The sequence below is a fragment of the Moraxella sp. CTOTU49097 genome, from assembly GCF_032064105.1.
Taxonomy (GTDB): Bacteria; Pseudomonadota; Gammaproteobacteria; order Pseudomonadales; family Moraxellaceae; genus Faucicola; species Faucicola osloensis_B.
In genome coordinates this window covers 1-15,784 of the sequence record NZ_DAMBOA010000007.1, presented here as the reverse complement: position 1 = coordinate 15,784, position 15,784 = coordinate 1, and the positions used below count along the sequence as shown (strand labels likewise).

Annotated in this window: 12 protein-coding genes; 6 read left to right on the top strand and 6 right to left on the bottom strand. The window is 42.2% G+C overall.

All coding sequences use genetic code 11. The features are described from left to right. Positions 1-43 precede the first annotated feature (43 nt). Positions 44-1,027, top strand: a complete 984-nt coding sequence (locus tag RT064_RS05935) for a YheT family hydrolase (RefSeq protein ID WP_313062390.1) — start codon at positions 44-46, stop codon at positions 1,025-1,027. A 90-nt stretch (positions 1,028-1,117) separates the two neighbouring features. On the opposite strand, the gene gdhA is transcribed toward RT064_RS05935, so the two are convergent. Beyond that, positions 1,118-2,452, bottom strand: a complete 1,335-nt coding sequence (gene gdhA / locus RT064_RS05930) for an NADP-specific glutamate dehydrogenase (protein WP_313062388.1) — start codon at positions 2,450-2,452, stop codon at positions 1,118-1,120. Positions 2,453-2,733: 281 nt separating this feature from the next. Between gdhA and mpl the strand changes: the two genes are divergently transcribed. The 4 genes from mpl to RT064_RS05910 all read left to right on the top strand — a co-directional run bounded on the left by mpl (position 2,734) and on the right by RT064_RS05910 (position 6,634). Further along, a complete protein-coding gene (gene mpl, locus RT064_RS05925; RefSeq protein ID WP_313062386.1) occupies positions 2,734-4,167 on the top strand; it encodes a UDP-N-acetylmuramate:L-alanyl-gamma-D-glutamyl-meso-diaminopimelate ligase in 1,434 nt (477 codons plus the stop codon). An 84-nt stretch (positions 4,168-4,251) separates the two neighbouring features. Further along, positions 4,252-5,094, top strand: a complete 843-nt coding sequence (locus RT064_RS05920; protein WP_313062384.1) for a ParA family protein — start codon at positions 4,252-4,254, stop codon at positions 5,092-5,094. Positions 5,095-5,360: 266 nt separating this feature from the next. Continuing rightward, a complete protein-coding gene (locus tag RT064_RS05915) occupies positions 5,361-5,618 on the top strand; it encodes a GlsB/YeaQ/YmgE family stress response membrane protein (RefSeq protein WP_036601338.1) in 258 nt (85 codons plus the stop codon). 269 nt (positions 5,619-5,887) lie between these two features. Next, on the top strand, positions 5,888-6,634 hold the full coding sequence (locus tag RT064_RS05910) for an enoyl-CoA hydratase-related protein (RefSeq protein ID WP_313062382.1): 747 nt from the start codon (positions 5,888-5,890) through the stop codon (positions 6,632-6,634). 83 nt (positions 6,635-6,717) lie between these two features. Here RT064_RS05910 and thrC read toward each other — a convergent pair whose 3' ends face one another. The 3 genes from thrC to fmt form a co-directional block, all read right to left on the bottom strand. After that, on the bottom strand, positions 6,718-8,133 hold the full coding sequence (gene thrC / locus RT064_RS05905) for a threonine synthase (protein WP_313062380.1): 1,416 nt from the start codon (positions 8,131-8,133) through the stop codon (positions 6,718-6,720). A gap of 68 nt (positions 8,134-8,201) precedes the next feature. Next, positions 8,202-9,554: a 16S rRNA (cytosine(967)-C(5))-methyltransferase RsmB gene (rsmB, locus tag RT064_RS05900; RefSeq protein ID WP_313062378.1), complete on the bottom strand. Its 1,353-nt coding sequence runs from the start codon at positions 9,552-9,554 to the stop codon at positions 8,202-8,204. 15 nt (positions 9,555-9,569) lie between these two features. After that, positions 9,570-10,586, bottom strand: a complete 1,017-nt coding sequence (gene fmt, locus RT064_RS05895; protein WP_313062376.1) for a methionyl-tRNA formyltransferase — start codon at positions 10,584-10,586, stop codon at positions 9,570-9,572. Between the two features lie 136 nt (positions 10,587-10,722). On the opposite strand from fmt, the gene RT064_RS05890 reads away from it, so the two are divergent. Further along, positions 10,723-13,545 (top strand): response regulator, encoded by a 2,823-nt coding sequence (locus tag RT064_RS05890; protein WP_313062374.1) that lies wholly within the window; start codon positions 10,723-10,725, stop codon positions 13,543-13,545. 56 nt (positions 13,546-13,601) lie between these two features. Here RT064_RS05890 and RT064_RS05885 read toward each other — a convergent pair whose 3' ends face one another. Beyond that, complete coding sequence (locus RT064_RS05885) at positions 13,602-14,702, bottom strand: CAP domain-containing protein (protein WP_313062372.1); 1,101 nt, start codon at positions 14,700-14,702, stop codon at positions 13,602-13,604. 346 nt (positions 14,703-15,048) lie between these two features. Continuing rightward, a complete protein-coding gene (locus tag RT064_RS05880; RefSeq protein WP_313062369.1) occupies positions 15,049-15,717 on the bottom strand; it encodes a riboflavin synthase in 669 nt (222 codons plus the stop codon). Positions 15,718-15,784: the final 67 nt, after the last annotated feature.

The following is a 15,784-nucleotide window of genomic DNA, read 5'->3' as shown; positions in this document are numbered from 1 at the left end:
AGCCGTAAAATAGTCAAAAATCATAACAATCACTAGGCATATTATGAATATTCACCAACTACCCCTAACACCATTTCGCACCCCGTTTTTCTTAGCCAATCCCCACGTTCAAACCATTTTACCCAAGTTTATTAAACTGCCAAAACCTAACTATCAGCGTCACCTTCACCCTGACCGTACCGGCACCACCCAAGTGGCTTATGACTTTGTATTTGCCAATACCGACAATCAGCCAAACCTCGATAAGCCATTGGCGGTGATGTTTCATGGGCTTGAAGGCAGCAGTGATAGCCATTACGCCATTGCCTTTGCCCACCAAGCGCACCGATTGGGGTATGATGCGGTTATCGTCCATTTTCGCGGCTGCGGCGGGGTGGATAATACCTCAGAATTGGACTATAACGCGGGTGATACTGCCGAAGCAGTGCATATGTTTGACCTGCTAAAAACTCAGTACGGTTATAGCCGAATTGTAGCCAGTGGCGTGTCGCTCGGCGCCAATATGCTGGCGCGTTATATGGGTGAACAAGGCGATGCAGCTGCCTGTGAAGCAGCGGTGGTGATTTCAGCGCCCGTCGATTTGACGACTTCGGCAAAAGCCATGCATCGTTTTGTCGCCAAACGGGTGTATACGCCTTATTTGCTCAATCCTTTATTACAAAAAGCCTTAAAAAAGGTCGACGAGCCAGCATTAGTTAACGCCTTAAAAAATATCAAGATGATTGACGAGTTTGATGAGTTATATACCGCGCCGCGTCATGGTTTTGGCACAGGGGCGAATTATTACATCCAAGCCTCTGCCCTACCTGTACTCAAAAACATCACTAAACCCACGCTGATTATCACTGCCAAAGACGACCCATTTTTGGGCATTCTTGCCACCCAAGCCGATGTGTCACCTTGTGTGCGCTTACTGTACAGCGAGCATGGTGGACATGTGGGCTTTGTGCAATTACAAAACAAAAAACTCAATGTGAATTGGCTGCCTAGCACCAGCTTTAAATTTTTTCAGGCTTGTGCTGACTAATTGCTATGGCTTCAATAAAAAACGCCATCACAATGACGGAGCTTTTATTTATTAAAGTTAATGAGGGGTTTTTTAAGATTACTTCTAACATTATAAAATGCCGTAATTCACCATGGCTTTAGCAATCTTGTTAAAACCTGCTAGATTGGCGCCTTTTTTATAATCAATGCTCCCATCCGCTTGTTTACCATGGTTAAAACAATCGTCATGGATATTTTTCATGATGGTTTTTAATTGCTCATCAAGCACCGCAAAGGTGGCGTATTGACGTACCGAGTTTTGTGACATCTCAAGACCTGATACCGCAACCCCACCGGCATTTGAGGCTTTCCCCGGCGCATAGATGACGCCCTTACTTTGGAAAATGGCGATGGCATCGGCGTCACTGGGCATGTTGGCACCTTCTGCCACATATTTAACGCCATGATTGACCAGATTTTGTGCATCGTGCCCGTTGATTTCGTTTTGGGTGGCGCAAGGTAAGGCAATATCGGCTTTGATATGCCATGGGCGGCTACCGTCGATCCATTCTGCGTCATCACTGGTGCCGATGAAGTCTTTTAAACGTTTGTCTTGCGCTTTATAAGTTTTGAGCGCTTCAATTTGCTCTAAGGTAAAGCCATGCTTGAGATATAAAGTACCTTTTGAGTCTGATAATGTCAGTACCTGTGCGCCAAGCTCAATACATTTTTGTGCCGCATGTAACGATACATTGCCCGCACCTGAGACTAGGACAGTTTTAGCCATCAAGCTGTCATGATGGGCTTCTAGCATGTTTTGTAAAAAATACACAAGACCAAACCCCGTTGCCTCGGTACGAATCAAGCTACCACCTTGTCCCACCGTCTTACCGGTTAATACCCCTGTAAATTCACGATTAAGCGTCTTATACATAGCGAACATATAATTGATTTCGCGGCCACCGACACCGATATCACCCGCAGGTACGTCTATATCTGCACCAATATAAGGCGCTAATTCGCGCATAAAGGCATAGCAAAATCGACGGATTTCGGCGTCTGATTTACCTTTTGGGTCAAAGTCTGAACCGCCTTTACCCCCACCCATGGGCAGACCGGTCAATGCGTTTTTAAAGATTTGTTCAAACCCTAAAAATTTTAGTACCGAAAGATTCACACTGGGATGAAAACGGATACCGCCTTTGTAAGGGCCTAATGCATTGTTAAATTGCACACGCCAACCGCGGTTGACTTGAACATTGCCTTGGTCATCTTCCCAGTTGATACGAAATTGAATAACACGGTCAGGGTTGGTTAAGCGGTCAAATAGATTAAGGTGTTGATAAACAGTGGATTGGTCATAAACCGCTGCGATATCTTCCCAGAATTCTTCGACCGCTTGAATAAACTCTGGCTCATTGCTATGACACTGCTTTAAACTGTTTAATAACTCACTGCTTTTCATACCACTCCTCAATTCTTTAACTTCATAAAAATAGTGCAAAAACACTATTTTGGTGAATTTATAGTAACTTAGCACTGTCATAGTAATTTGTAAAACTATTTTCTGTACCTCTTTGGCAGGATGCGTTGCCGAAAACTAGACATGGGTGTTTGCGAGCAAGTTAACCTACAACGGGATTTAATAGCTGACAAAGCATGATTTGTCCTTTAAAATTGTTAATTTTTAGCAGGGTTTAGCGGCTTTGGTTAGCCGCTAATGCGTATTTGACCTAAGGCAAACTTATGCACATTCATATTCTTGGTATTTGTGGTACCTTCATGGGTTCGTTGGCGCTGCTTGCGCGTGACCTTGGACATACCGTGACAGGCTCAGACGCCAATGTCTATCCACCAATGTCCACCCAGCTTGAAAATGCGGGTGTTGAGATTATACAAGGGTATGCCGCTAGTCATTTACAACCTGCACCTGATTTGGTGATTGTCGGCAATGCCATGAAGCGCGGTATCGAAGCGGTTGAATATATGCTCAATGAGCGTATTCCTTATACCTCAGGCCCGCAGTTTTTGGCAGAGCAGGTATTGCAATACCGTCATGTATTAGCCGTCGCAGGCACGCATGGCAAAACCACCACTACCACCATGCTGGCGTGGATTTTACACTATGCAGGCATTGATGCCGGCTTTTTGATTGGTGGCGTGCCACTTGTTGATACCCCAGATGAACGCCTAAAAAAAGCGTTTGCCCACAGTAGTTATTTGGGTAGTGATAAAACTGCGGATCATGAAGGTTACTTTGTCATCGAAGCGGATGAGTATGACAGTGCTTTTTTTGATAAACGCTCTAAGTTTGTCCACTATCGCCCAACCACCGCAATTTTAAACAACCTTGAATACGACCACGCCGATATCTTCCCAAACCTTGCCGCCATCCAAACCCAGTTCCATCACATGGTACGCATGATACCGTCAAATGGCAAAATCATCATGCCAGCAGATACCGAAAGCTTGGAAGAAACCCTTAAAAAAGGCTGTTGGTCACCGATTTGGCGGACAGCGATTGCTGCCACTAATTCACACGCGGATTGGCAAGCAAAGCTAGTGAAACAAGACGGAAGCCAATACGAAGTCATGTTTGAGGGGCACAAAGGACAAGTCAATTGGCAGATGAGCGGGCTACATAGCGTCAATAATGGTTTAGTGGCAATTGCGGCAGCCTACAATGTTGGCGTATCGGTTGCACACGCCTGTGAAGCCTTATCCAATTTTGCGGGCATCAAACGCCGTATGGAGCTGGTCGGTACAATCGATAACAACGGCAAACAGATAGAAGTTTATGACGACTTTGCCCACCACCCAACCGCCATTGAAACCACGCTCGATGGTGCCAAAAAACGTTTTGCGGATAACCCAAACCGTAAAATCTGGGCAGTGATTGAACCACGTTCAAATACCATGAAACTTGGTACCCACCAAGGTTTGCTTGCGCCGTCAGCGAGTATCGCCGACCAAGTCATTTGGTATCAACCTGCCAATTTAGATTGGTCAGTTGCCGATGCGATAGGCAATGCTGCCAACCAACAAGTGATGACATCGACCGATGCGATTATTAAGCATATTGCAGCGCACATTGGCGATGACGATGCGGTGATTGTGATGTCAAATGGCGGCTTTGAAGGTATTCATGGTCGACTGGTGAAGGCACTGCAGCAAGCCTAACTGTTCTAACCTTGTAAATTTGCTAGCAAAAATCGTGATTTTTTAGCATACTCATGATTACTTGTAAAAATATTAGGTTACACAATGCTTACCCGAGTCATTTTTAATCAAAAAGGCGGTGTTGGTAAATCCAGCATTGCTGTCAATCTTGCCGCGATGAGCGCCCATCAAGGTTTGCGTACCCTACTCATCGACCTTGACCCACAGTGCAACGCTACCCAATATATCATCGGCGATGCTGCCACAGACATTCATCCCGCGCATATCACAGAACCCAATATTGAAAATTTCTTTTCGCAAACCCTGCAAGCGACGTCTAGCCCCATGCCGATGATGTTTGCATTTCCGTTTGGCGGTATGACGGGTAGTCGCAATCAAGGGTTGGAGCACTGTATTCACACCACCCGATTTGATAATTTATCAGTGATTCCAGCCAGCCCCATGCTTGCCGATATTTTGCAGCCCCTTGAAAGCAAACATAAAATTTATAAATTAAAAGACGGCTTAAAGCTTTTAACACAGCAGTTTGATCGGGTGTACATTGATACGCCACCGGCGTTTAACTTTTTTACTTTGTCGGCATTGATCGCAGCTGATCGTGTCATCGTTCCGTTTGATTGTGATATTTTCTCCAAACGCGCGCTGCAAACCTTAGTGCAAAACATCTTAGAGACGCGCCAAGACCATAATAGTGACTTGTTAATTGAAGGCATTATCGTCAATCAGTTTGACCCACGCGCCAATTTACCCAAAGAAGTGGTGCAAACGTTAGTCAATGAAGGCTATCCTGTGTATGACACCAAACTTAGCCCTTCGATTATCATGAAACAATCCCATCATCAAAGTTTACCGCTGATTTATTTGGACGCTAAACATAAACTTACCCAACAATACGCTGCGCTTTATCAAGAAATCGAATCTAGATAACGGAACTTACATTTAATCGTGTCTACTGACATAGCATTACATTAAATAAAAAATCCTCTTAATACTTCAAAGAGAACTTACATAATTAACAAACCAACATTTTAACTGCTGGTAGCTTGTCTATAAAATAACAGTCATCAGAGAGGCAGTTAGCAGTTATTAGTCAAAACTATAAATATAATAATTTAGCGCTGTAACGCCTGCCAATCGATTAGTCAACAAAATAAGTTAAAAATTAGACAAGTTAAAAAATTAGGAGTGTTAAAATGAGCTTTATTTATATGATTATCATGGGTCTTATCGTTGGTGTTATCGCACGTGCTATCAAGCCAGGTGCGGACGCAATGGGCTGGATTCTTACTATTGTACTGGGTATTATTGGTGCGTTAGTAGGCGGCTTCTTAGCAGGTATGCTAGGCATGAATGCCAATGGTGGCTTTACCGGTTTAATCTTTTCAGTCATTGGGGCCATTATTGTGCTATTCGTTTATGAACTAGCCACTGGTAAACGCCGTATTGGTTAATACTGTATGAGTTAACTATGCAATTAATTTAAAAAATCAGTTTATAAAAGGCATTTAATTTAAATGCCTTTTTTATTGCCTAAAATTTTCTGAATACATAGTATCTAACGCTTGGCATTTTGGCTTTAAATTTTTTTTAGTTTGATTTTTTTGCGCTCATTGTCTTACTAAGTTTGGAATCTAAGCTTAGAATAATGCTATATTGTTGACTTGGTTTTTAGCACTAGATACCTACTAGACACTGATGAGATACTAAGGTAAACACTTTCATGGAACAATTTGTCAAGTTTCACACGCAAAATGGCGTTTTAGAAATCCAATTTAATCGTGCCGATAAAAAAAATGCCCTAACCAATGCCATGTACCAAGCCGTACAAACTGCGATGGAACAGGCAAAAAGTGACGATAATATTCAAGTGATTTTATTTACGTCAACCGGTGATTTTTTTACCGCAGGTAATGATCTTGTCGATTTTTTAAACAAAGCTGAAAACGACGATGCCGAGCTTAATGCGTTAGATTTCGTGCAGTTTTTGGGCGATTACCCCAAACCCATTGTGGCAGCGGTGACAGGCTCAGGCGTTGGCATTGGCTTGACGCTGCTACTTCATTGTGATTTGGTGTATATCGTAGAAAACGCTAAATTATTGGCCCCATTTGTGGATTTATCGTTGGTGCCAGAAGCAGGTTCGACCCTTTTACTGACGCAAAAAATTGGTTATCAGCGTGCCTTTGAGGTGTTTGTGATGGGTGAAAAAATTACAGGCATACAGGCAGTTGAATTAGGCTTAGCCAATCAAGCTTTTGCTACTAGCGATGAGGTATTAAGCACGGCGCGCCAAAAAGCAGAAATACTTGCCAAAAAATCGGTGCCATCGGTACGACAAACCAAAGACTTGATGCGTAATGCCACAGAAATCCTAGCGCGTATTCAACAAGAAAATACTCACTTTAGTAACCGTCTGCAGACGGATGAAGTCAAAGCGATACTGCGCAAATTTGTCCATAAACAGTAAGGCAAAAAAGAACAATAATGCAAAAAAGCCTTTTAACCAGCAAATTAAAAGGCTTTTATTAGACCCAATTTATTAGATAGCTATCATTTGGCTACCACAAACTGTTCAATTTGCGCACGCACCAAATTTGCATCGTTATCAAGTACAGTCACATACTGCGCCAAGCTTTCGATATTATCGGTATGCTTAGGACGGGGAATGTCAAGTTGACCGACAGCTTCGGTGATGGTCTCGGCAAATTTGGCTGGCAAGGCGGTTTCAGCGCATACAATCACCTCACCCTCTTTGCGTACTTCACGTGCCACTTTTATCCCATCAGCGGTGTGCGGGTCAATTAGCTGATTGTCTTCGGCATACACTTGTTTGATCGTGGCGATACGGTCGGCATGCGTTGATTTACCCGATGCAAAGCCATATTTTCCATTGATGTTTGCCATCAAATCCGACATGTCAAAGCCTCTGCCTGCGTTGACATCCTGCCAAAGTGTATTAATTTTTTCGCCATTTTTCTCAGCGAGCAGGTACACAAAACGCTCAAAATTCGACGCTTTTGAAATATCCATCGATGGGCTTGATGTCACATAGGTCTTGTCAGCGGTACGCGGGCTGTATTTACCAGTAGTAAAAAAGTCGTGCAGAACGTCGTTTTCGTTGGTGGCAACGATTAAACGCTCGATGGGTAATCCCATTTCACGGGCAATATGTCCCGCGCAGATATTACCAAAGTTACCCGATGGCACGCAGAAACTCACCTTTTGGCTATTGTCAGTGGTGCTGGCAAAGTAACCTTTAAAATAGTAGACGATTTGCGCGAGGATACGACCCCAGTTAATAGAGTTGACAGTTCCAAGGCTGTATTTGGCTTTAAACTCAGCATCTTGCTGCAGGGCTTTTACGATATCTTGGCAGTCATCAAACATACCTTTGATGGCGATGTTATGGATATTTTTGTCATCGAGGCTATACATTTGTGCGCGCTGGAACTCACTCATTTTGCCATGGGGTGACATCATGAACACTTCGATATTGTCTTTGCCGCGCAGCGCATATTCAGCAGCTGAGCCTGTATCACCTGATGTGGCGCCGATGATGGTCAGACGCTCATTTTTTTTCTTTAACACATATTCAAAAGCATTGCCCAAAAACTGCATGGCAATATCTTTGAATGCCAGTGTGGGACCGTTTGATAACTCGATGATTTTAATGCCATCTTTGAGTGTACGAACAGGGGTGATATCGGGATTGCCAAATGCCTGCACGGTGTAAGTTTTATCAATCAGTGTTTTTAAATCGTCTTTTGGGATATCGGTGGCGAATAATTGCATGATTTCAAAGGCAAGCTCAGGGTAGCTTAAAGTGCGCCATTGGGTAAGGGTTGCTTCATCAATCTGTGGGTATTCTTCAGGTAGCATTAAGCCGCCGTCTGGGGCAAGCCCCATCAATAACACATCACTAAATTGCATAGGGGCCGTTTTGCCACGGGTGCTGATATAGTTCATCTTTCCATCCATTTAATCAATTTGATGCAGTTTAGCATAAACCTAGCATTGCGATGAATGCCAATTTTTTAGCCACGTTTTTGCAGTAAGGCATAATAAAAGCCATCGCCATCGTTTTGATGAAGCGGCAAGCATTGATAGCCGATGTCCCGTTTGATTTGGTTAGATAAATTAAGGCTAAAATCCACGATTTGCGCCGCTTTGTGTGTGGCTAAAAACGCTTGTAATTGGTCTTCATTCTCTGCTTTTAACATCGAGCAAGTGATATAGAGTAGATAGCCGTTAGTAGCTAAATTATGCCAACAGTTGGCTAAAATATTGGCTTGTAACGCGGCAGTTTGCCCCACATCTTCTTCAGTACGTAGCAATGCGATATCAGGATGGCGGCGAATCACACCCGTTGCGGTACAAGGTGCATCAAGCACTATCATATCAAATTGGGTATCTGCTTGAAACGTTGTGGCATCATCACATACCAATTGTACATTCTCTTGGTTTAACTGCAAACGCTCAAGGTTTTGGCTTACCCGTTGTAAACGTTTTTCATCATTGTCCAAAGCGATTACATGCGCGATATTTTGATGTTTCACGTGAAACGTTTTTGACTGATCAAGCTCCAATAAATGCGCCAGTTTACCCCCAGGCGCAGTGCAAGCATCTAGTACCGTCAAAGATTTGTCTAAGGCGAGGCTTGCCAAAATATGTGCTGATAACTGGGCGTGTTTGTCTTGCACACTGACCCATCCTTCGGCAAATTTAGGCAAATCGGTGATTCTTATAGAATCAGTGAGTTGAATGGTTTGCACTTTCTCAATGCCAATGAACACTAGGGCAAAACCGATGCCTTGTTGGGTTAATATATCGGCATAATCCTCTACACTACAAAATTTGCGATTGACGCGTAAGAATATGGGCGCAGGTTGGCGAAGCGCTTGTCCAAGCTCGGCATAGTATTCACCCCAATCCTGTTTGAGCTGTTTGGCAAGCCAATTAGGTAGACTGTGGTTTTTCTCAATTTTTTTGGCAAATTTGGCAGGGTTTTTTTGCACCTTTCGCAGTATGGCATTGATAAGTCCAGCACCGTAACCTTTATCCAGTTGTTTGACTGCTTCGACCGTTTCACCAATCGCCGCGTAATCTGGCGTGTCCATATACAGTAGTTGGTAAAGTCCGATATTGAGTGCTGCCCATACGCCTTTGTCAGTGACTTCATGTTCAATCAAGCTTTCACCAATACGAGCGAGTGCCCACCATTGACGCAGTGTGCCAAGCAATAATTCATGGGCAAAGCCTTTGTCTTTTTCGCTCACTTGGTTAAGTAGTGGGTCAAGCAAGCTAGCTAATGACTCGCCTTGTTGGATACGCTCAAGGGTGGCGACAACTTTGGCGCGAGTGTTAAGCTGAGAATGTAATTGGGTCATGATGTGCCTAATTGGTTATGAGTGAAAAATATCACCATCGTTGAGTTTATCTCCATTGGCAATTTGCTCAGCGGTTAACGGCTTACCACCTGGCCACTGCATTTGGGTGATATTAATCAGATGTTGTACGCCCTGATGTTGGTGGTTGGTCGCGTTTTTGCCACAGGCCACCAAAATCGCGTTACGACCCACACTGACGATTTTACCTGCAGGTTCATGGGTTTGTTGGTCGAGTTTAATGGGCGCTGCTTCTATTATTTTGATACGGCTGTTGGGGTCTTTATGTTCATCCAGATAGGTAAAGGCATTTAACGCACGGATTTGACGCTGAATACTGATGGCATCATTTTGCCAGTTAATCTCACCGTCTGCCGTGGTGATTTTCTCGGCATAATTAGCCGAAGCGTCGTCTTGTTTTTGCGCGTTTTGTTGATAGTTTTCTAAATCTGACAACACCGTGACAATGGCTTCACCGCCTAATTTGGCTAACTTATCATGCAATAGTTGGGTGGTATCTGTGACAGTGATTGGGCATTCTATTTTATACAGCATATCGCCCGTATCGAGTCCCTGCGCCATTTGCATAATGGTAATACCTGTAGTGTCGTCACCTGCTAAAATCGCACGCTGAATGGGCGCTGCACCGCGCCAGCGTGGCAATAATGAGCCATGAATATTGATACAGCCAAATTTTGGGATATGTAGCACGCCAAGCGGTAAAATCAATCCATAAGCCGCTACCACCATGATATCGGGTCGATAGTGTTTAAGTGTTTCACGTGAAACATTGCCATTAGCTGATTTTAAGCTAAAGCTTTCAGGTTGTTCCACAGCAATGTTATTTTCCAAGGCAAGTGCCTTCACGGGCGATGCGCTAATTTTTTGCCCACGACCAGATTTGCGGTCAGGCTGTGTATAGACTGCCACAATGTCAATATTAAGGGCTTTTTGGTGACTGATGAGTGCTTGTAAGGCGACTTTAGAAAATTCGGGCGTACCAGCAAATACGACCCTAAGCGGGGTTTGAGACATGATAAATTTCGTCTTAAATACAATAAATTTCTGCTATTATAATATGAATTGGCACAATACTTAAATCTAGCATTGTGATGATGGGTTTTTTTCTTTTACCTTCATTGACCGTTTTCTTTATTGGGTATATCACGCTGTGTCAAACCAGTTTTCTCTCTACAATCGCCCAGCAGCTCGGCGACTCATCATAACCTTAGTGGCTATCGAGCTGATACTAATAGTGGCAGGTTATGGACTGCTTTGGCTTTATGCGTTGCAGCAGCAACAGCAGCTTGGTAAAAGCTACCTCGTTGAACTGGTTGATAAACTCAATCATAAAATCACCCACGGTGAGCACGATTGGAGTCAGGTTAATTTAGACCAACATGAAATGATTGAAAATTATCAGTTGATTGTCTTTGAGCCGACGGGTGATACTACCGTTGTCAAAAACGACCATAACGATTTCTCTGACGCCTTACCGAATTGGACGCTATCTGCCAAACAAAGCAATAAAATATTTTATGATGCTCGTGGCTTTGAAGTTTGGCAAAATCTGGCAGCGGGTTACCGCTTATACGTTAAAGTACAATATTTCCCGTTTTGGCGTGATTTTGCCAACCCTATCTATTTGCTGCCGCTGCTACTAGGGCTTTGCCTATTTTTATATGTGATGATTCAGCTGCGAAAGAGTTACGAGGTTTGGTATAAATTTCTTGATTATGCCCAAAATTTGCACTTGCAAATTAGTGAAGGTTATCAGCCTGCCAAGCTTCATGAGTTTCGTAACCACCCTGAACCGCTCTATTTGGCTCAGCTGTTTAACCGATATGCTTATAAGATGGGGCAATATTATGATAAGGTTCGCGAGTTAACTTATCGACAAAATATTTTGATCGATACTTCACCAATTTTGCTATTTATCATGAGCAGAAATGGTCGGATTGTGTACTTTAACCATAAATTTTCGCAAGTGTTTAGTACCCCGTTTCAACAGGGGTCGATGTATATTCTCAGTGACTTTATCACCGGTGCCAATAAAACCACGCAGCAGCTACTAAGTTCGCTCGAAAATATTCAGACTCATGCGACTTTACCCGTGACCAATCTACAGCGAAATCTGTATTTTGATTTACGCATTACCCCGTATTATAACCGTTTTGGTCAACTACAAGGTTATAGCTGTGGCTTAGAAGATACCACCGCTTATCACGATAAGCTGCAAAAAGCGTGGGTCGAAGATAAATTTACTGCTGATAAATTAACCAGTTTCAATAAAATGTGGGCAGTAGTGGGACATGAATTGCGTACCCCACTGAGTGGTCTAGTCGGCATGATAGATCTACTTGCTGAAGATAAAGCGCAGTTTAATAGCGAGCATCAAGAAACCATCGCAACCTTGCAGCAATCTAGCCAGACCATGATTCAACTGCTCAATGATATGCTGGATGTTGCCAAATTAGACGCAGGTAAGCTACAAACCAATGTCACGTCTATTGATCTCTTGAAACTACTACGCCAAACCACTGAGCTGATGCTTGGTAATGCCCGACGTCAAAAAATTAGTCTGTATATTTTTGTGGATCCTCTTACTCCGCGTTTTATTGATTGTGATGAAGGTAAATTACGCCAAATTATTTTAAACTTATTGACCAATGCGGTGAAATTTACCCGAGAGGGCTACGTGGCTATCACGGTTGATAAAACCGATAGCCATCACCCATTAATCAAGGCTAAAACCAGCCAAAATACCACTGTCAGCAAAGCTTGGTTAAAAATATCCGTAAAAGATACCGGCTTGGGCATTACAGAAAAAGACCAGCAAAAATTATTTTCCTACTTTGGACAAGCCAATGATTCCATTAGTCGGCAGTTTGGCGGCACAGGGCTTGGTTTAGCTATTTCAAATAGTTTTTCACATTTATTGGGCGGGTTTATTCATTTAGAAAGTCAATTTGGTCAAGGGAGTGAATTCCAACTATTTTTACCGATTCCAAAGTTTAGTCTGCAGTCTGCTTACCAATATAAAACTGGTAATTTAAGGGTAACACTGATTATGATCTCGCCATTTTCTATCTTTGAGCGAGTGAATAAAGTTTTAAATTATGTGGAATTATCGCACTATATCTTCACATCTATGGATGAAGCCGTTATCGATACGATTAATAATCTTGATTTACAAGGCTTGATGCCGGTCTTTGTGATTGATGATGTAGCACTCAAAGCCAATAACCATTTATTAGATAATATTCATTTTTATGCTGATGCGATTAAAATTATTTTAAGCATGGAATCCTCCAAAACTTTGCCACCCGAACGCCAATTACAATTTGATGGGTATTTGCAAAAACCTGCGTCTTTAAGCCACTTGATTGCGGAGGTGAATCATCTATATGAGCTAAAAATCAAAAAAGAAAAAACCAACACCCATCTCCCTGTACAACTGGCATTTAAGCAATTTTTGCAGCAGTACCCTAATCTCTCTCATTCTAACGTTAGCGTAGCATCGGCATCACCACCCGTTAATAACTATAATGTATTATTGGATACACCAATTCAATTGGTTGATGACGAGCAAACAAGTGTTGATAGCCCAACCGATGCCCATCACTCTGGTCAAAAATTGATACTAATAGCAGAAGACAACCCCGTTAACCAAAAAATTGCCAAAAAACATTTGGACACCTTGGGTTACCGGTATCTTGTAGCCGATGATGGGGAGCAAGCGGTTAAGTTACTCAGTGAAAATCGTCAGCGAATCGGACTTGTGTTGATGGACTGTCGTATGCCAATCTTAGATGGTATTGAAGCGACACGCATTATTCGTCTCAATAAAGATAGTGTGCCGATTGTTGCCTTAACCGCCAACGATTCTGATGATGATAGAAATATCTGTTTAGAAGCGGGCATGGACAGTTTTTTGACCAAACCTATCAATAAGCAAAAACTTATCGAAGCCATCAATCATTACATGGTCTGAGACAATAAAAAAAGACCAAATTAACTTGGTCTTTTTTTGTTTGAAGTCAAATATTATTAGGGTCGAGTTTTAAAAGTAAATTGGTTGGTGGTTTTTTGTCCATCATTATAAACCAGTTGGTAACTGACTTGGTAGCTAGTATTGGGTTTAAGCGGTAAATCTGGGATGAAGATGACTTCATTTTTACTTAATAGTTTATTTGGGTCAGAGAGGCTTGTGAGCGTATGTATCACGCCTATCGATGTACCATTTTGCGTTATTGTGGCTGTCGCCTCGGCAATAGTTTTATCAAAAGGTGCTAACACATATACAGGTTGTCCAGTCGGCTGGCCTTTTAAATCTCGGGTTGTACCAAATGGGTTCGGGGTTTCATCTGTGAGCTCATAGCCAGTAGTGACCCCATTACAAGGGAAATTTAATAGCTTGGTATTTTCTATATATTTTTGGCTGGAAGGTAATGCAGATACAATCTCTAATAGACTGGTATGATTAATTTCATTATTGACGGTCCATTTGACTAATTGATAGCTTAATCCTACCTCAGTAGATTGCGGATAAACTAAACTGCGCAGGTGATAAGGGGCAGCAAATAAATTATATAACATGGCTTCGACTGTGGCAGTGTCATTTACCGTATAACTACTATTGTTAGTGGAGACGTTTGATAACGAAATATTCTCACCTTCTGCTTGAGAAGCGTAATGAGTACTAACGGCATTTTTACCCAAGGTAGAGGGCTTTAGTCTATCGGCTAAATCAATACCTGAATAATAGGGGTTGGTAATCCCTGTATCTAATAAACCCGTTTCAGCTTGCTCTTCGTGACTTGCAAATGGCTGTTTATTTGTTTCAGTTACCGATGCCATATAGTTGGCATGATTCATTGCTGTAACGTTAAGATTTTGATTGGCTGTCAGACTACCAAAACCACACTCACTGCGATTTTTATTCAATAAATTCATCGCCGCCAATTCTACTGTGCTATTAGTGGTAGAGTTAGGAATAGGTGTAGGGTTAGGGGTAGGTGTAGGAATAGGTGTAGGGTTTGAACTATCGCTGTTACTACTTCCCCCACCGCCACAAGCGGTTAATAAAGTTGCTAACAGTGTTAACATGATAGCACGGTTGAAAAAATTATTTGATAGTAGCGTGTCCATTTAAACTCCCTATAACCTTAACCTCATGTTTCAATATGTATCATTACACATTGATTTGATTGAGTTATTGTTGCACTTTTTTCGAGAAAAAAGAAGTTCAATCTTTCACCATACTCAAAATTTTTCGTCAATTGCTGACAAATTTATGATTTGCAATTAGCAACTGACTATTTGTTATTTTTAACCACCAATATCATTTGCTACCAATATTCCTTAATGGATAAATATTTCTTAATGGACAACCTTTGTAGCCACTACAGTAAGCACATCCTGTTTACCGCCTAAAAATAAATGCAAATTTGACGATTTTTGTTCAGCTAAACGTGTAGCAGGTATATTATCCATGCTATTTGCTAAATCCGTTTTGTTGTAGGAAACTTAAGGTAATGCCTTCATGGTTAGAATTTGACATGTTCCCTGATGTTGACACAAGAAGCTTTTCTAAATATCTGGCTACCACATCCACCTCGATGTTAACTTTTGTTGCCACTTTCCAATGTCTGGCTATGTTGGTGACCTGCGCTGTATGCGGGATGATATTTAAACTAATCACATTACCTTCTACCAAATTACTGGTCAGGCTAATACCATCGACCGTTACAGAACCCTTGGTAGCGACATATTTGGTAAACTCGCTTGGAATCTCAATCTCTATGTAAATCGAGCGCGAATCACTTCTTATAAGTTTAACCGTACCCGTGGTATCAACATGACCGGTGACAATGTGTCCGCCAAATCGTGTGGTAGGCAACATGGCTTTTTCAAGGTTTAATACATCGCCTACTTGCCATTGTTGCATCGCTGTTTTATTGAGTGTTTCACGTGAAACATCAACAGCGTACCAGTCTTTACCCTGTTCTACAACAGTGAGACAAATCCCGTTACTTGCGATCGAGTCCCCCAATTTGACATCAGCAAAGTCTAAATCGTCAGATTGAACTTTTAAGCGTACATCACCTTGCGTCGGCGTAATGGCAACGATTTTTCCAGTAGCTTCAATAATACCTGTGAACATTGTTTATCCTAGTTATTTATGATATCAATGCATTTTAATGTACTTTTACAACTATCACAAACATAAA